The 16,496-nt window shown below is 72.4% G+C and carries 18 protein-coding genes and 1 tRNA gene; 6 read left to right on the top strand and 13 right to left on the bottom strand.

Annotation, left to right across the window (positions count from 1 at the left end; genetic code table 11):
• The first annotated feature begins 35 nt into the window (after nt 1–35).
• The gene (locus ACYQ1K_RS23000) at nt 36–1,043 is read left to right on the top strand and encodes an SGNH/GDSL hydrolase family protein (RefSeq protein WP_459985673.1); all 1,008 of its coding nucleotides are present in this window, start codon (nt 36–38) and stop codon (nt 1,041–1,043) included.
• An 87-nt stretch (nt 1,044–1,130) separates the two neighbouring features.
• Here the strand turns inward: ACYQ1K_RS23000 and ACYQ1K_RS22995 are convergent, their stop codons facing one another.
• Nucleotides 1,131–1,991, bottom strand: coding sequence for a Bax inhibitor-1/YccA family protein (locus tag ACYQ1K_RS22995; RefSeq protein ID WP_459985671.1), 861 nt, complete (start codon nt 1,989–1,991; stop codon nt 1,131–1,133).
• A gap of 265 nt (nt 1,992–2,256) precedes the next feature.
• Between ACYQ1K_RS22995 and ACYQ1K_RS22990 the strand changes: the two genes are divergently transcribed.
• Complete coding sequence (locus tag ACYQ1K_RS22990; protein WP_459985670.1) at nt 2,257–3,138, top strand: glycoside hydrolase family 12 protein; 882 nt, start codon at nt 2,257–2,259, stop codon at nt 3,136–3,138.
• Nucleotides 3,139–3,167: 29 nt separating this feature from the next.
• Here ACYQ1K_RS22990 and ACYQ1K_RS22985 read toward each other — a convergent pair.
• From ACYQ1K_RS22985 to ACYQ1K_RS22960, 6 genes are all read right to left on the bottom strand, one after another.
• Nucleotides 3,168–3,241, bottom strand: a tRNA-Leu gene (locus tag ACYQ1K_RS22985).
• A gap of 8 nt (nt 3,242–3,249) precedes the next feature.
• Nucleotides 3,250–4,176 (bottom strand): Ppx/GppA phosphatase family protein, encoded by a 927-nt coding sequence (locus ACYQ1K_RS22980; protein ID WP_459985669.1) that lies wholly within the window; start codon nt 4,174–4,176, stop codon nt 3,250–3,252.
• Nucleotides 4,173–4,667 carry a DUF501 domain-containing protein gene (locus ACYQ1K_RS22975; RefSeq protein WP_459985668.1) on the bottom strand — a complete coding sequence of 165 codons (495 nt, stop codon included), beginning with the start codon at nt 4,665–4,667 and terminating at the stop codon, nt 4,173–4,175. Before ACYQ1K_RS22975 ends, ACYQ1K_RS22980 begins: the two co-directional genes overlap by 4 nt.
• A complete protein-coding gene (locus ACYQ1K_RS22970; protein ID WP_459985667.1) occupies nt 4,664–5,251 on the bottom strand; it encodes an FtsB family cell division protein in 588 nt (195 codons plus the stop codon). The genes ACYQ1K_RS22975 and ACYQ1K_RS22970 overlap by 4 nt, the downstream gene beginning before the upstream one ends.
• Before the next feature lie 110 nt (nt 5,252–5,361).
• Nucleotides 5,362–6,639 carry a phosphopyruvate hydratase gene (gene eno / locus ACYQ1K_RS22965; protein ID WP_459985666.1) on the bottom strand — a complete coding sequence of 426 codons (1,278 nt, stop codon included), beginning with the start codon at nt 6,637–6,639 and terminating at the stop codon, nt 5,362–5,364.
• A 94-nt stretch (nt 6,640–6,733) separates the two neighbouring features.
• The gene (locus ACYQ1K_RS22960) at nt 6,734–7,090 is read right to left on the bottom strand and encodes a winged helix-turn-helix transcriptional regulator (RefSeq protein WP_459985665.1); all 357 of its coding nucleotides are present in this window, start codon (nt 7,088–7,090) and stop codon (nt 6,734–6,736) included.
• 95 nt (nt 7,091–7,185) lie between these two features.
• Between ACYQ1K_RS22960 and ACYQ1K_RS22955 the strand changes: the two genes are divergently transcribed.
• The 3 genes from ACYQ1K_RS22955 (at nt 7,186) to ACYQ1K_RS22945 (ending at nt 11,170) form a co-directional block, all read left to right on the top strand.
• A complete protein-coding gene (locus ACYQ1K_RS22955; protein WP_459985664.1) occupies nt 7,186–7,812 on the top strand; it encodes a malonic semialdehyde reductase in 627 nt (208 codons plus the stop codon).
• A 103-nt stretch (nt 7,813–7,915) separates the two neighbouring features.
• Nucleotides 7,916–10,474: a helix-turn-helix transcriptional regulator gene (locus ACYQ1K_RS22950; protein WP_459985663.1), complete on the top strand. Its 2,559-nt coding sequence runs from the start codon at nt 7,916–7,918 to the stop codon at nt 10,472–10,474.
• A 48-nt stretch (nt 10,475–10,522) separates the two neighbouring features.
• Entirely contained in the window at nt 10,523–11,170 is a 648-nt protein-coding gene (locus ACYQ1K_RS22945) for an AfsR/SARP family transcriptional regulator (protein ID WP_459985662.1), read from the top strand.
• 39 nt (nt 11,171–11,209) lie between these two features.
• Here ACYQ1K_RS22945 and ACYQ1K_RS22940 read toward each other — a convergent pair whose 3' ends face one another.
• Genes ACYQ1K_RS22940 through ACYQ1K_RS22930 form a run of 3 tightly spaced genes read right to left on the bottom strand, consistent with a single transcriptional unit; the run spans nt 11,210 to nt 14,259 of the window.
• On the bottom strand, nt 11,210–12,349 hold the full coding sequence (locus tag ACYQ1K_RS22940) for an NAD(P)/FAD-dependent oxidoreductase (protein ID WP_459985661.1): 1,140 nt from the start codon (nt 12,347–12,349) through the stop codon (nt 11,210–11,212).
• Nucleotides 12,346–13,653 carry a flavin-containing monooxygenase gene (locus tag ACYQ1K_RS22935; protein ID WP_459985660.1) on the bottom strand — a complete coding sequence of 436 codons (1,308 nt, stop codon included), beginning with the start codon at nt 13,651–13,653 and terminating at the stop codon, nt 12,346–12,348. Before ACYQ1K_RS22935 ends, ACYQ1K_RS22940 begins: the two co-directional genes overlap by 4 nt.
• Before the next feature lie 12 nt (nt 13,654–13,665).
• Nucleotides 13,666–14,259, bottom strand: a complete 594-nt coding sequence (locus tag ACYQ1K_RS22930; RefSeq protein WP_459985659.1) for an OsmC family protein — start codon at nt 14,257–14,259, stop codon at nt 13,666–13,668.
• 140 nt (nt 14,260–14,399) lie between these two features.
• Here ACYQ1K_RS22930 and ACYQ1K_RS22925 point away from each other — a divergent pair, with 140 nt between their 5' ends.
• Nucleotides 14,400–14,831: a MaoC family dehydratase gene (locus ACYQ1K_RS22925; protein WP_459985658.1), complete on the top strand. Its 432-nt coding sequence runs from the start codon at nt 14,400–14,402 to the stop codon at nt 14,829–14,831.
• Between the two features lie 56 nt (nt 14,832–14,887).
• Here the strand turns inward: ACYQ1K_RS22925 and ACYQ1K_RS22920 are convergent, their stop codons facing one another.
• From ACYQ1K_RS22920 to ACYQ1K_RS22910, 3 genes are read right to left on the bottom strand one after another with little or no spacing between them, the layout of a single operon-like run.
• Nucleotides 14,888–15,310 (bottom strand): MazG nucleotide pyrophosphohydrolase domain-containing protein, encoded by a 423-nt coding sequence (locus ACYQ1K_RS22920; RefSeq protein WP_459985657.1) that lies wholly within the window; start codon nt 15,308–15,310, stop codon nt 14,888–14,890.
• A complete protein-coding gene (locus ACYQ1K_RS22915; RefSeq protein ID WP_459985656.1) occupies nt 15,303–15,902 on the bottom strand; it encodes a hypothetical protein in 600 nt (199 codons plus the stop codon). The genes ACYQ1K_RS22920 and ACYQ1K_RS22915 overlap by 8 nt, the downstream gene beginning before the upstream one ends.
• 13 nt (nt 15,903–15,915) lie before the next feature.
• Nucleotides 15,916–16,494 carry a DUF4916 domain-containing protein gene (locus ACYQ1K_RS22910; protein ID WP_459985655.1) on the bottom strand — a complete coding sequence of 193 codons (579 nt, stop codon included), beginning with the start codon at nt 16,492–16,494 and terminating at the stop codon, nt 15,916–15,918.
• Nucleotides 16,495–16,496: the final 2 nt, after the last annotated feature.

The raw sequence follows: 16,496 nt of genomic DNA, 5'->3' as shown, positions 1-16,496 counted from the left end.
GGGCCCATCCGCCGGTGGCCTCTAGGGTGTGGGACGTGCGTTCCCGCAGCCGAGGCCTCACCAGCACCGCCGCCTTCGCGGCCGGCGGCCTCGGCACCGCTGCCGCCGGGCTGGTGGGTCTGCTGGCCGCGGAGGCGAAGTTCGCCCACGCCACGGTGCATGCGGTCGAGCTGCAGCCGCCGCCGAATGCAACCGGGTGGTATGGCCACGGCCGCTCCGGTGCTCCGCTCCGGGTCGCGCTGCTCGGGGACTCCTCGGCGGCGGGGTACGGGCTCGAGGACGTGGAGGAGACGCCCGGCGCGCTGCTCGCCGGCGGGATCTCGGAGCAGACCGGCCGGCCGGTGCGGCTCGACGAGGTCGCCGTGGTCGGTGCGCTCTCAGCCGACCTCGACCTCCAGGTCGACCGGGCGATCGCGCTGAGGCCCGACGTCGCGGTGATCCTCATCGGCGCCAACGACGTGGTGAGGCTCAAGCGGCCGTCGGTCTCAGTGCGCCATCTCGCCCGCGGGGTCCGGCGCCTGCGCGAGGCGGGCATCGAGGTCGTCGTCGGGACCTGCCCCGATCTCGGCACAGTCCAGCCGATCCTCCCGCCGCTGCGGCAGGTCGTGCGGGTGTGGTCGCGCCGCATCGCCGCCGAGCAGACCGTCCACACGATCCGCGCCGGCGGACGCACCCTGTCCCTCGCCGACATCCTGGGCGCGGAGTTCCGCGCGCAGCCGGGCTTCTTCTTCGGCCCGGACAAGTTCCATCCGAGTGCGCCGGGGTATGCCGCGCTCGCCGCCGTGCTGGTGCCGTCGGCGCTGGCGGCGCTCGGCCTCGTCGAGGACGAGGAGGCCGACCTCGAGGCGGTCCGTGGCCGCGTCGTCCTCCCGATCGCCGCCGCTGCGCTGCGTGCGGTCAACCGGCAGGGCACCGAGCTCGACCCGACCCAGATGCCGCCGCGCCGCTTCGGCGTCCGTGGCCTGTGGGTCACCCTGCGCCGGCGTCGCCGCGGCGCCGTCCATCGGGAGACGCCGACGGCAGAGGAGGCCACGGCGGACTGACGCCGTGCGGCTCACGACGCCTCACACGACGAAGCGGCCGCCGGGAGTCCCGGCGGCCGCTTCGTCGTGATCGTGCGTGACGTGGTGTCAGTTGCGGAGGATCGCGAGGATCTTCAGCAGGTTGGTGTAGATCCAGACGAGGCTGACCGTCATCGCGAACGCGGCGCGCCACGACTCACGGTCGTCCAGCTGGTTGCGGATGCCCTGCTCGACGAAGTCGAAGTCGAGCACCAGCATGAACACGCCGAGCGCGACCCCGACGACCGCCATCAGCAGGCCCAGCGCACCGAAGCCGAAGATGCCCAGATCGATCCCGAAGAGGCTGAGGACCAGCGTGAGGACGGAGAGCCCGACCATGCCCAGGACGGCGGCCATGACCATGGTGCGGAACTTGCTGCCGACCTTGATGTCGAAGAACCGGTAGACGGCGAGGGTGCCCGCGAAGGCGGCGAACGTGCCGAGCACGGCCGGCATCACGATGCCGCCGCCGGCGTAGGCGTCCAGCACCTTGCTGAACGCGCCGAGCGCCACGCCCTCGAGCGCGGCGAACGCGAGCACCAACGCCGGGCTCACGATGCGCTTGAGGGAGTTGACCCAGGACAGGGCGAACGCGCCGAGGCTGCCGATGGTCAGGGCGGCGTAGAGGGAGCCCAGGTTGACCGTCGGGTCCGTGACGTCGGGGGTCATCACCCAGGTGATGACCGCGGCGAGGACGGCGAGGCCGACCGAGATGGCGGTCTTCTGGACGACCGAGTCGATCGTCATCGGGCCGGTGGAGGTGCGCGCGGGCGCACCGGGCGTGCCGACTCCCCACGTGCTCGGGTCGGAGTAGCCGGAGCCCGAGCCGTAGCCCGCGTAGGCCTGCCCGTTGCCGGCGTACGTCGCGTTGCCGTAGGCGTTCTTGCTGAAGCCATCGGAGTTCCGGAACACCGGGTTGTTGCTCTGCATGGTCTCTCCTCGGACGCCGAGGGCCGTCGCTCTGACAGCACCTGATGGCGCCATCCTAGGCACCATCAGTTGGTACAACGCCCGGATCGGCAGCGACGTTCCGGACCGAACCTGAAAATAGCCTGATCTGGATCGCTCGCCGATCGAGGAATCGCTCATACCCCACTTCAGGGAGACAGCATGCGACCGGCGTGTCGGCTGGCCACGGGGGTGACACGCTGCTGACCGGCCTAGACCGGGCCGAACCATCCTCTCGGGAGGCCGCGTGACCCTTCCTCGCATCGTCGCCCTGGCCGCCGCGGGGCTGCTCCTCCTCCTCGTCGTCGGCAAGGTCATCGGGGCCAGGACCGGCCCGACGGCCACCCCGACCTCGTCCGGGACGTCGGCGGCCCACCCGTGCGTGGTCCAGCTCGGCGACAGCTGCCCCGACACGTCCGGCCCGAACGGCGAGTCCGGCTACACCGCCAGCGCCATCCCCAACTCCGACGGCTGGAACACCTACGTCTCCAACCAGGATGTGGGCTGGGAGGGCGTCGGCACCCAGACCCTGTCCGCCACCAGCGCCAGCAACTGGCAGGTGGTCTCCGACATCGGCCCGTGCGGCGGCTGCGTCCAGACCTTCCCCAACACCCAGCAGCTGTTCGACAACTGGGGCGCCGGTGGCTGGAACGGCAAGGCGAACCCGCCTCTGAGTGCCCTGTCCGCGCTGAAGGTCGACTACGCCGAGACCTCCCCCGGCGGCTCGGCCAACGCCTACGAGTTCGCCGCGGACATCTGGCAACAGGGCTACGAGTCAGACGTCATGTTCTGGGTCGACACCAACGGCCGCTGCCACGACACCGATGGCCCGGACGGCGGGGTTCTCGGGCACTTCAGCATGGACGGGCAGACGTGGACCGCACATCGATACGGCGGCGCCGGGGCGGAGATCATCCTCGTCCTGGACGGCCCGGGCGGACCCGGCACCTGCGCTCAACAGTCCAGCGGCACCATCGACATCAAGGGCGGGATGGAGTGGCTGGCCTCTCACGGATTCATCCCGTCGGCGCCCGTGATCACGCAGGTCAACACGGGATGGGAGATCACGCAGTCGAAGAAGGCCAGGTTCTCGCTGCACCGCTACGCGATCACGGCCACGCCGAAGTAGGCGCTCGACCGGTGGCTCGGCGCCGCGCGTGCCCCCACTGGGACTCGAACCCAGACTGCGCCGCTTTTAAGGCGGCTTCCTCTGCCGATTGGGATATGGGGGCGGGTGTCCTCAGTCGGCGATCGACCACGCGATGCCGTCGAGGATGTCGCTCTCGGAGACGACCAGGTGCTCGACGGGGGCGCGTCGCAGCACCCGGCTCAGGATGAGCCCACCGGCCGCGATGACGTCGGCGCGACCGGGGTGCATCCACGGGAGGGCGAGGCGCTCGTTGACCGTCATGGCGACGAGTCGGTCGACGAGGGCGTGCACCTCGTCGACGGCGAGACGGGCCTGGTCGATGGCCTCACGGTCGTACGCCGGCAGGTCGAGCACTCCTGCCGCGATCGTCGTGATCGTGCCCGCGACCCCCACGACGGTCGCCGCTCGTGCCGGCGTGACCGGGCTCTGGTCGAGGTGGTCGTCGATGTCGCGCACGCAGGCGGCGACCTCGGTCATCGTCGGCGGGTCGGTGCGCAGGTGCCGCTCGTGAAGCCGGACCGAGCCGATGTCCATGGAGTGCGCGGCCGACGGTGGGGCGCTGAGCGAGGAGCCGCGGATCAGCTCCGTCGAGCCGCCACCGATGTCGACGACGAGGATGGGGACGTCCGGCGAGCAGCGCAGGTTGCGCACGGCGCCGTCGAAGGAGAGCGCGGCCTCCTCGGCGCCCGTGACGACCTCGGGCTCGACCCCGAGACGGTCGCGCACCCCGGCGGTGAACTCCTCGGCGTTGCCGGCGTCCCGGGTGGCCGAGGTCGCCACGAAGCGGATCTGCTCGGCGCCGCGGTCGCGGATGAGGGCGGCGTACTCGTCGATGGCGGCGAACGCGCGCTCCAGCGCCTCGTCGGCGATGACGCCGGAGGCGTCGAGGCCCTGCCCGAGCCGCACCATCCGCGCCTCCCGGACCGCCACCTCGAGGCCGTCGGCGCGATGGGTGCCGATGAGCAGCTTGATCGTGTTGGTTCCGCAGTCGATGGCGGCGACAGGGCTGGCGCTCATGCCGAGGCGACCTCGACGCACGGCCCGCTCTCCCACCAGGCGCCGAGCTCGTCGAGGACCTCGTCGCCGAGCGGGTTGACGCCGCGGCCCTGCGCCAGTGCCTGACCGGCCAGCACGTGCAGGCACTTGACCCGGTCGGGCATCCCGCCGGCCGAGACGCCCTCGATCTCGGGGACGCTGCCGAGCGCGGCGCGCGCCGCGAGGTAGCGCTCGTGGGCGTGGCGATATCCCGCCGCGAGCTCCGGGTCGGCGCCGAGCCGGTCCTGCATCTGCCTCATGACGCCGTTGCCCTCCAGCGTGCCGATGCGGGATGCGGCACGCGGGCAGGTCAGGTAGTACGTCGTCGGGAAGGGGGTGCCGTCCGGCAGCCGGGGCTCGGTGGTCACGACGTCCGGCAGCGAGCACGGGCAGCGGTGCCCGATCTCGTGGATGCCGCGAGGAAGCCGTCCGAGCTGGGCGGCGACTGCCGCCTCGTCGGAGGAATCGATCACTGCTGTTCCTTCAGGCCGTTGATCTTCCGGGCGGGCTCGCCCTGGTCGAGCGCCGGCGGGTCGCCCGCGAGCTCGACCGACGCCCAGGCATCCTCCCACCATGCCTGGGGCTTGTGCGAGCCCACCGAGTCGGGGGCCGACAGCGTCGCCTCCGACTGGATCCGGTTGCCGTGGGCATCGAGTGCGACGTACGCCGTCTCCCCCGGCATCACGTAGCCGAAGCGCTCACGCGCCTGCGTCGCGACGTAGGCCGGGTCCTGCCAGCGCTCCTTCTCGCTCTCGAGCTCGTCGATCGCCTGCGTGCGCTGGGCGATCGACGCGCGGAGGGCGTCGATGTGGTCGCGCTGCTGGAGATAGGCCTTGAGGGAGGAGGCGAACGAGACGACGAGCACCGCCACCACCAGCACGAGGACGGCCGCGCGGCCGGTCAGCTTCGGGTGGGCGCGCGGGTCGATCCGAGCCAGGCGGTCGGCGGCGGCTGCCGTGGCGGCGCGTGCCTCCGCAGCCCTCCGCTCGGCGCGGGCTCGTCCCGGGCCGGTGCGGCCGCGCGGGCCCCGTGCGGAGCTGCGTCGCTGGTCGGCCATGGGAGGGATTCTCCCCGATGGACGTGGCCGAATCGGGGAGTGAAACGCGGCGGGACGTCATACGGTCCGGCTGCCTGAACGGCCAGCCCGTATGACGTCCCGGGGGTCGATCAGCCCTGGTAGCGCGGGAAGGCGCCGCGGCCGGCGTACCGGGCCGACTCGGCCAGCTCGTCCTCGATGCGGAGCAGCTGGTTGTACTTGGCGACGCGCTCGGAGCGGGCCGGGGCACCGGTCTTGATCTGGCCGCAGTTGGTGGCCACGGCGAGGTCGGCGATCGTGGTGTCCTCGGTCTCACCGGAGCGGTGGCTCATCATGCAGCGGTAGCCGTTGCGGTGGGCGAGCTCGACAGAGTCCAGGGTCTCGGTGAGGGAGCCGATCTGGTTGACCTTGACCAGCAGCGCGTTGGCCTGGCCTCCCTCGATGCCGCGGGCGAGCCGCTCGACGTTGGTCACGAACAGGTCGTCGCCGACCAGCTGGGTCTGGGGACCGAGGGAGTAGGTGATGGCCTTCCAGCCCTCCCAGTCCTCCTCGTTGAGCGGGTCCTCGATGCTGACGATGGGGTAGGAGGCCACGAGGTCGGCGTAGTAGGCGATCATCTCGTCGGCGCTCTTCGTGGAGCCCTCGAAGGCGTAGCCGCCGTCGGCGTAGAACTCCGTCGCGGCCACGTCGAGCGCCAGCACGACGTCCTTGCCGAGCTCGTAGCCGGCCTTGCCGATCGCCTCGGCGATCAGGTCGAGCGCGGCCCGGTTCGACTGAAGGTCGGGCGCGAAGCCACCCTCGTCGCCGACGCCCGTCGCGAGGCCCCGGCCCTTCAGGACGGCCTTCAGCGCGTGGTAGACCTCGGCGCCGGAGCGGAGCGCGTCGCGGAAGGTGGGCGCGCCGATCGGCGCGATCATGAACTCCTGGATGTCGACGTTCGTGTCGGCGTGGGCGCCTCCGTTGAGGATGTTCATCATCGGCACCGGGAGCAGGTGGGCGTTCGGGCCGCCGACATAGCGGTAGAGCGGGAGCCCGGAGCTGTCGGCCGCGGCGCGGGCGACCGCGAGCGAGACGCCGAGGATCGCGTTGGCGCCGACGCTCGCCTTGTTCGGCGTGGCATCGGCGTCGATCATCGCCTGGTCGACGAGGCGCTGGTCGTCGGCGTCGAGCCCCTCGACGACGCGAGCCAGGGTCTCGACCACGGCGTCGACGGCCTTGAGCACGCCCTTGCCGGCGTAGCGCTCGTCGCCGTCGCGCAGCTCGACGGCCTCGAAGGCTCCGGTGGAGGCACCCGAGGGGACGGCGGCACGGGCGAAGGTGCCGTCCTCGAGGAGGACCTCGACCTCGACGGTGGGGTTGCCGCGCGAGTCGAGGATCTCGCGGGCTCCGACGGCTTCGATCGCTGACACTGATGCACTCCTAGGTCGATGGGGTCGGTGGACCGCGGATCAGCCTAGTGGTCGCCCGGCCTGCGCGGCGGCGGGCGTCTCGCGCGGGTCCCGGTCAGTGCTCCTCGCTGCACTCGCCGCCGGCGAGGTTCTCCTCGGCCCAGGTGGTGATCGCCGCGAAGGCGGGCGCGAGCGCCTGGCCCGACGCAGTCAGCTGGTAGGTGACGGAGACCGGAGGGCCGGCGTCGACGTTCCGCTCGAAGAGCCCGGCCCTCGTCAGCTCCGAGAGCCGCTCGGAGAGCATCGAGTCGCTGATGCCCGGCACGGCCCGCTTGATCTCCGCGTATCCCGCCGGCCCACCGAGCAGGACGCTGATGAGGACGCCGTTCCACCGCTTGCCCAGGAACCCGAAGGCGCGCGCCAGCGCCGCGGCACACTCGCGGGGCTCGTGACGGACGTCACCGACGGTCATGGGTCAAGAGTACGTCGACTCGACCGCATTCCGGGTGTTACTTTTATTTTCAGAGTTACAGGAATAGTCAGAGCGACACGGAAGTTGAGAGCGACATGATCGCCACCACTGGGTCCACCTCCGCCACGACCCTCGAGCCGCTCGACGCGCGCGGCCGCGAGATCGTCTTCACCAACGCCCGCACGGTGAACACCTTCGCCGACGTGCCGGTGTCCGACGAGCAGCTCCGCGACATCTGGGAGCTGACGCGCTTCACCCCCACCATGGCGAACACGCAGCCGATGCGCGTCGTCTTCGTGCGTACGCCGGAGGGCAAGGACCGACTCGTCGAGCACATGGCCGAGGGCAACCGGGCCAAGACCGCCTCTGCGCCCGTGACCGCGATCGTCGCCTACGACAAGCGCTGGCACGAGGAGATCCCGAACGTCTTCCCGATCCGCCCGGAGATGAAGGACTACTTCGAGTCCGACGAGGCCGCGCGGCACGGCGCCGGCAACTTCTCCGCCGCACTCCAGGCGGGCGCGTTCATCCTCGCCATCCGCGCGGCGGGTCTCGCCGCCGGCCCGATGGCCGGCTACGACAAGGACGCCATCGACGCGGAGTTCTTCCCCGAGGGCGACTGGACGACCCTCATGGTCGTCAACATCGGCCACCCGGGCGAGGCCGCCTGGTTCGACCGGCTCCCCCGCGTCGACGCGGAGAAGGCCGTCGCCTGGGCCTGACGCCGCAGGCGAGCGGATGCAGATGACCGCGGGGCGGGCATCGAGTGGGGAAACTCGGTGTTAGCCCCGCGGTCATCTGCGTCCGCTCGCCTACCATGAGAGCGTGCCCGCGGCCACCCGCTCGGCTCTTCTCGGGCAGCTGGGTGCGCTCGTCGACGAGGCGACTGTCGGTCAGGGACGCGTCCTCGTCGTCTCGGGCGAGCCCGGGATCGGCAAGACCACGCTCGCCCGGCGCCTCGTGGCCGACCGCGACGAACGGGTGCTCTGGGGTGCCAGCGAGCCCCTCGCCACCACGCGGCCGCTGCTCCCGCTGCATGACTGGGCGGCGACCCTGGGCAGCGGAGTGGCGGCTGCCCTCGCCGGCGACGAGGGCCGGCACGACGTCTTCACCGAGACGCTCGACGAGATCGGGGTCGAGCCGACGGTGGCCGTCGTGGAGGACGTGCACTGGGCCGACGACGCGACCCTCGACCTGCTGGTCTATCTCGGCCGGCGACTGACCGGTCGCCCGGTCGCCCTCGTGGTCACCGCACGCGACGAGGAGCTCTCCGCGAGTCCGCGCGTGGCCGAGGTCCTGCGACATCTGGCGTCGCTGCCGGACAGCCATCGGATCGTCGTACCGCCGCTGACCGGCGACGAGGTGGCCCAGCTGACCGCCGGGACCGGCCTCGACGCCGGCCGGGTGCGCGAGGTGACGGGCGGCAACGCCTTCTTCGTCAGCCAGCTGGTCGCCTCGCCGAGCGGGCAGCTGCCGGCCTCGGTCCGCGACACGGTGCTCGCCCGCCTCGCGCAGCTGACCCCGGGCGCGCGGTGTGCGGTCGAGACGGTGTCGGTCGTGCCGGACCGCGCTGAGCTCGACGTCGTCTACGCCGCCGGCCCGGCCGACCCCGCAGATGTCGAGGAGGCCGAGCGAGCAGGCCTGTTGATGTCCGACGGCCACAGCGTCACCTTCCGGCACGAGCTGGGCCGCGAGGCGGTGGAGACCTCCCTGCCGGGCGCGCTGCGCCGGGACCGGCACGCAGCCGTGCTCGCGGCCCTCCTCCACACCTCCGGCGCGCAGGATGCAGCGGTCGCGTATCACGCCGACCGGGCGGGCGATCACCAGACCGCCGTGACCTACGGGCTGCGCGCGGCCAGCGCGGCGACCCGGCAGCGGGCGCGCAAGGAGGCCTGCGTCCACCTCTCGCGCGCCGCCGGGCATGTCCACCACCTCGACCAGCCGCAGGCGGTGCGCCTGCTGCGCGCGCAGGCGGAGGCCTTCACCGTGGCCGGCGACGTCCCGACCGCCCTGGCGTCCTCGGAGGAGGCGGTGGCGCACGCCCGCACGCTCGGCGACGCCGACCTCCTGGCCCAGCAGCTCGCCGCCCATGCCCAGATGCTGTGGCGCGCCGGGCGCGGCGCGGACGCGCGCGGCTCCCTCGAGGCGGCGCTCGATGCGGCGAGCTCGGTGCCCGGTGGCGCCGGCGAGCTGGCCGCTCTCGCCATGTCCAGCACCTTCCACATGCTCTCGCGCGAGATCGACGCCTCGGTGACGACCGGACGGCGCGCGATCGAGCTCGCCCGCCGGCGGGACGACCGGCGGCTGCTCGCCCAGTCGCTGCACGCCGTCGGAACCGCGTCGTGGTTCACCCAGCCCCAGGGGGCTGAGTCGCTCATGCTGCAGGCCTTCGAGCTGGCCGAGGCGATGCAGGACGACGAGCACGCCGGGCTGACACTGGTCAACCTCGGCTGCGGCGCGGGCGAAGTCCGGCACTACACCCAGGCTCGGCGCTGGCTGGAGCAGGCGCTGACCTACAGCACCGACCGCGACATCGACATCTACGTCGGCTACGCGACGGCATGGCTCTCGCGCGTCTGCCTCGAGCAGGGCGACTTCCGGCGGGCCCAGAGTCTGGCGGCCTCAGTCGCCGAGGCGCCGTACCTCGTCACCCGCATCGTCGCCCACACCACCCTGGGGCGTCTCGCGGTGCGGCTCGGCACCTCCGGCCACCACCTCGACACGGCCTGGCAGCTCGCGGAGCCGACCGGTGACCTCCAGCGCCTGTGGCCGGCCGCGGCCGGGCTGGCCGAAGCGGCCTGGGCCGTGGCAGGGCCCCTGCCCGACCGGGTGCTCCCCGTCTTCGAGCAGGCCTCCGCGCTCGAGCATGCCTGGGCGGTCGGCGAGCTCGGCTGGCACCTGGTGCGAGCCGGCGTCCTCTCCCCCGACGACCCGCGGCTCGCCGTCTCAGCCCGGCCGTACGCCGCCCTCATCACCGGTCACCACGAAGAGGCGGCCGTGCTCTGGGACGAGCTCGGATGCCGGTACGACGCGGCGCTGGCACGGCTGGACCTGGGCGACCCCGACCAGCTGCGCAGGGCGCTCGCGACCCTCGACGAGCTCGGGGCGCGGGGCGATGCCGACCGAGCGGCCAACCGGATGCGCGAGCTGCACGTCCCGGTGCCGAGACGCCCCCGCCGTGCGACGGCTGCCAACCCCTCCGGTCTCACCGACCGGGAGCTGCAAGTGCTGGCGCTGCTGCGCGAGGGGCTGACCAACGGGCAGATCGCCGATCGGATGTTCATCTCCGCGAAGACCGCCGAGCACCACGTCTCCGCCATCCTCACCAAGCTCGGTGTCGAGTCCCGGTCCCAGGCGGCGAGGGTCGGCGCCGCACAAATGTAGGGGGCTCACCCCCATGCCCCAGGGGCCCGGCAGGGCGAGGGTGGTGACATGAGCGTCGACATCACTGTGCTGGGTGGGTTCTCCGTCGTCATCGCAGGCGTGCGCGTGCCCGACCGCGCCTGGCGACGCCGGGCCGCCAGCAGCGTGGTCAAGCTGCTCGCCCTCAGCGAGGGTCGGGCGCTGCATCGCGAGCAGGTCGCCGACCTGCTGTGGCCCGAGCTGCCTGTGTCCTCGGCGCTCCCGCGACTGCACCAGGCGGCGCATTACGCGCGCTCCGCCCTGGGTCGCCGCGACGGGGTGGTGATGCGGCATGACCGGGTGACGCTGCTGCCGGACGCCGATGTCCGCGTCGACGCCGTCGAGTTCCAGCAACGTGCCGAGCAGGCGCTGAGCACCGGCTCTCCCCAGGAGGCCACCGAGGTGCTGGCCGACCATCCCGGCGACCTGCTCCCCGAGGATCTCTACGCCGAGTGGACAGCTCCCCACCGCGAGACGCTCGCGGCCCTGCGCGACCGGTTGGACGCGCTCGCCGGCCCCGCGTCGGCGCCCGCCGGCGCTCCGGACCGCGGCCGCTCGCGCGGGCTGCTGCTCGTCATCGACGACCTGGCCGGCGCCGACGCGGCGTCGCTGCGGATGCTCCATCACGTCGCCGCCAGCATTACCGCGCGGGGCATCGGCCGGGTCGTCGAGCTCTGATCGCCGAGTCGGCGCCTCGGAGCTGCGCCGACTCGCCCCTCAGCCGACAAGAGGCGCCGAGTCGGCGAGGCCTTCCAGCAGGGTCACCTCGGCGGCCATCGCCGCACTCAGCTGCTTCACGAGCGGCGCGACGTCGGCGCCGCGCCAGGCGTAGGACGCGATCTGGTCGCTCACGTCGAGCATCGGCAGCGCGAGCCCGTTGCGTCTGCGGCCGTAGTCGCCCAGTGCCGACTCCTCGCCCGCCAGGGCGGCATGCACGGCCCGCGAGGCCAGTTCCGCGTCCCGCAGGGCGTCGGTGATGCCGTGGGTGCTCATCGGGTCCTTGTAGAAGCCGGCGTCGCCCACCAGCACCCAGCCGGGGCCGGAGGCCTGCCGCAGGGAGCCGGGGAGGCCGCTCCAGCCGTGGAACCGGTCGGCGCGGCGCGCAGAGACGACCGGATGCTCGGGCGCCATCTCGTGGAGCAGAGCCCGGAAGACGTCGTCGGGCGAGCCGGAGGACCACCGTCGCCGCAGCCGCCGGGGGGTGCTGCCCACGAAGACGCAGGACGCGCCGCCGTTGGTCGGGATCACGCCCCCGCCCACGCCCTCCCCGTAGAACCACTCGGTCCCGGGCAGTGTCAGCTCGACGTAGGTGTAGCGCACGGCGCTCGCATGACGACCGACCGCCACCGTGGCGGCGCCGGCCTGGGCGGCGACGAGGGAGCGTACGCCGTCCGCCCCGACCACGAACCGCGCGCCCAGGTCACCCCCGGTCGTCCGCACGCCACAGACCCGTCCGGACCGGTCCCACAGGAGACCGGTCACTGCGGTGTCATGGCGCACCTCGGCGCCTGCCGCGGCGGCTGCCTGGACCAGCAGCGTGTCCAGGACGGTGCGCCTCGGCGCGTAGAGCGCGTCGACACCGGGGCTCGGCCGGATGCCGACCGTGACGGGCTCGGAGCCCGAGTAGCGGAACGTCGTCGAGGCGATCGGCGGGGTGCCGGCGGCGACGACCCGGTCCAGGACTCCCCAGCGGGAGAGCTGGAGGACCCCGGCACGCATCAGCGCGTGGGTGGAGACGGTGTCGGTGCCGGGCCGGGCGCGGTCGAGCAGCAGGACACTCACCCCGGACCGGGCGAGCAGCATGGCGGTCGAGGCGCCCGCGACCCGGGCGCCGACGACGATCACGTCGTACCTCATCCTGTCTCCTCCATCTCGCACAGCTCGGCCGTGCAGTCGCGTGCACTTTCGGCGCACAGGTGCGCCACGACGTCGCGAGCGATGTGGCGCGCGCCGTCGAGGGTCGCCGAGTCACGGCGGTGCTGAAAGCGCTGGCCGACGACGTAGAGCCCGGGCGCCGGCGTGACGCCGCGGACCTGCTGGATCGTGCCGTCGGCCTCGGTGACCGGCACCCGCAGCCACGGGTGGTGCGGTCGGTAGCCGGTCGCGACGACCACCGCGGCGATGCCCTCACCACGAAGGTCGATCTCCTCACGGGTCGGGCCGATGCGGATCCGACCGGGCCGGCTCGGTCGACCTTCGGGCGCGGCCGGCCACTCGTCGAGGCGGTCGCGCATCGCGTCCAGGTGCAGGCAGTGGTCGGCGATGTCGAGGAACCGGTGCATCCGGCGGTCGGCCGCGGCGACGGTCGCGGCCAGCTCGGCCGAGTCGCCGAGCAGGACCCGATGTCCCTCCGCGTGGCCGAAGCGCCCGACCAGCTCGACGCCGAGCGCCTGAAGGGTGCCCAGGTCCAGGTCGGCCGAGCGGGGATCACCGGGCGCCCGCCCGACGATCTGGTACGACGGCTCGTGCCGTGCTGCGACCGGGTCGCGCATCGTGTCGATGGTGCGCGAGAGCCGGCCCGTGCGCTCGAGCCACCAGTACAGGTCCACGCCTCGGTAGCGACGCGGCATGCGGGTGTGCCCGCCCACGGCGAGGACGACGCGGCGGCCGGCCGACGCCAGCTCCTCGGCGATCTGAACGCCCGACGAGCTCGCGCCGATGACCAGGACGCCGCCTGCGGGCAGGTCGTGCGGGCGCCGGTAGCGAAGCGGGCTGACCACCTCGACGCCGGGGTCGAGACCGAGGAGCCCCGCCGGCTTGGCCGGCCGGCCCGTCGGGCCGGTGGCGACGACCACCCGCCTTGTGAGCCAGGTCCGGCCGTCGGTGACGACGCGGTAGCCGTCACGGACGGCGTCGACGGAATGAACTGTCGCGCCGGTCTCCACGGGCAGACGGGCGGCGTACTCCTCGAGATGGCCGGCAAGCTGTGCGACGCTCATGAAGCCGTGCGGATCAGGGCCGCTGTAGCGCCACCCCGGCAGCCGGCACATCCAGCTCGGGGCGAGCAGCCGCAGCGAGTCCCAGCGCTCGGAGCGCCACGACTCGGCGACCCTGCCCCGCTCGAGCACGACATGGTCGCGCCCGGCGCCGGCGAGCAGGTGGCTGACCGCGAGGCCGGCATGACCGGCCCCGACGACGACGGTGTCGACGTGGGTGACCATGGCGGACCGACCTCAGGAGGCGCGGCGCGCGGCCACGTCGACCTCGACCGCGGTGCCGTTGGTCAGGACGTCGTAGACCGCGGACCGGCGCCGGGACTGCTCGACGATGCCGCGCAGGGTCTCCTCGTCGGCATCGCCCTCGATCTCGAACGAGACGGTGATGCCGTCGTACCCGTTGCGGACCTCGTCGGAGAGCCCCAGGATCCCGCGCAGGTCGATGTCGCCGGTGACGGTGGAGCAGACCTTCGTCAGCGTGACGCCGCGGGCAGAGGCGATGTTGACGACGCCGGAGGTGATGCAGGCGGCGATGGCGTGCAGGAGGTACTCCACCGGCGTGGGCGCGTGGTCCGCTCCGACGAGCACCTCCGGGTGGTCGCTCTCGACCACCGTCTTCTGGCGGTGCTCCATCTCCTGCCCGGCGCCGAAGAAGTCGGAGAAGACCGTGCGGCTGTGGGTGCCGGACTCCCAGGTGTTGCGGGCCCGGAACTGGAACTGGGCGATCGCGGGCGTCCCCTTCACCGCGTCGAGGGTGGCGAACAGGGTCGGGACGTCGACGCCGTTGCGAGCCGGACGAGGGGCCGTCGGCCTGGACTGGGTGAGTGTCATGATGAGCCTTTCGATGCTCGGCGGCGCCACCCGGTGTGGCACCGCTCGCCGAACACCGTCGCCGTGCCGCCTTCCGCTGGCCTTCCGCTTGAGTCGGGAGGTGGAAGGTTCGGGGAAGGTCGTGCACGGATCCTCGGATCATGACCATCACTGCTCCTGCCGTCGGCGCTGTGGCGCGCCGTACGCGCGTCATCAGCCGACGCGATATCGAGCTCTTCACCGAGATCAGTGGCGACCGGAACCCGATCCACTACGACGACGAGCTGGCCGCACGCTCCCGGTTCGGCGGCATCGTCGTCCAGGGCGGGGTGACGTCCGGGCTCCTCAACGCCGTGGTCGCCGAGGACCTCCCGGGGCCGGGCAGCGTGTTCCTCGAGGTCGCGTGGCGCTTCCTCGCGCCGGTGCGACCCGGTGACGAGATCACCGCCACGGTCGAGGTGACCTCCGCGCGGACGGACAAGCCGGTCACGACGCTCGCGACCACGATCACCAACTCCGACGGCGTCGTGGTGCTCGACGGGTCCGCCGTCGTCTGGCGGGATCCCTCACTCACGCCGAACCCCGGGTTGTAGTCCTCCGAACCCCGGGTTGTTGGAGCTCGCTGGACGACAACCCGGGGTTCGGAGGACTACAACCCGGGGTTCGGCGACCTCTCCGCCGCCTTCGCGGCCTGCCAGAGCTCCTCGATCTCCTCGATCGTGTAGCGACGCCCCGACTTCCAGGCGGCCTCGGCGTCGGGCCCGAAGACGTGGGGGTTGCGGCGCCTCATCTTCTCCGTCAGCCCGGAGATGACGTCGTCCATCGTGAACTCGCCGGCCTCCTCGGCGATCGCCGCATGGAAGTAGATCTGCAGCAGCAGGTCGCCCAGCTCCTCGGCGAGGTGCCGGGGGTCGCCCTCCTCGATCGCCTCGAGCACCTCGTCGGACTCCTCGCGCAGGAAGCGCGCGAGGCTTCCATGCGACTGCGAGGCCTTCCAGGCGCACCGCTCGCGCATCGTCCTCATCAGGTCGAGGAACTCGACCAAGCCCTCCCCGGTGGCGTGGTCAGGCACAGCTGGTGTTGCCGGACGCCGGGGCGGCGGTCGGGTTCGCCGCGGCCTTGGCCGCGGACTTCGCCAGGTCGCTCGCGGCGACCGAGAGACTGGGGTCGTGGTGGGCGAAGGTCGAGCCGTCGATGGAGAGCCCGTAGACGGGGTTGACGGTGACGTGCTGCTTGTCGAGCCACTGGGTGAACGACTGCTCGCCGACCTGGTCGATGATGGCGGAGACGTAGGCCTGCGACCCCTCGACCTCCAGGATCGCGTCCTGGGTCGCCTGGTCGAACCGGGCGAGCTGGGGCCGCAGCTGGGCCAGCTGCTGCCGGTACGACGCACCGGGATCGATCCCGCGCTCCTCGGCGAACCGCTTCGCGATCATCCGGGCGGCCAGCGCGCCGACGACCTGGTTCTGCACCGTCTGCGAGCTCGCCGCGCTGCCGACCTTGGTCAGCGCGGAGCAGTAGTGGGCGGCCACGTCGGCGACGTGCCGCGTGGTCACGCGCTGGTCGCCCAACGCGAGCGCGGTGCCAGGCTGAGGGCCGGAGCCGCCGCAGGCGGTCAGCGACAGGGCGAGGACAGGGACGGCCAGGAGGGTGACACGACGCACGGTTGCACCTTACTCAGAGGGCCCCGGCATGGTGCAGCAACTGGCGCAGCAGCGAGCCGCGTCCGCCCTCCATGTCGCCGGCGACCTCCGCGGCGACCGCCTCCTCCGGCGTGAGCCAGGTGATCTCGAGCGCGTCCTGTCGCGGCTGGCACTCCCCTGAGACAGGGACGACGAAGGCCAGCGCGACGGCGTGCTGACGCGGGTCGTGGAGTCGGTCGGGCCACGGGAAGTACTCCGCCACCGCTGCCGGGACCGTGCTGACCGGAAGCACGGGGAACGCGGTCGAGCCGAGGTCCTTCTCGAGGTGGCGCATCAGCGCGTCGCGGATCCGCTCGCCGTGCATGACGCGACCGGACACCAGCGACCGCGTGATCCGGCCCGTGGTCGGCGAGCCGCGCAGCAGCAGGCCGACGCTCGCGACGCGACCGTCGGGGTCGACGCGGACGGGCAGCGCCTCGACGTACAGCATCGGGACCCGTCCGCGGGCCTCGGCGAGCTGCTCCTCGGTCATCCAGCCGGGCTCGGTGTCCTCCGGCAGCTCCCATCGCGACGACTCCTCGCCGAACTCCTCGCCGAACGCCTCCATCGTCATGG

The organism is Nocardioides sp. AN3 (assembly GCF_054653495.1).
This window is presented reverse-complemented; position numbering and strand designations above follow the sequence as displayed.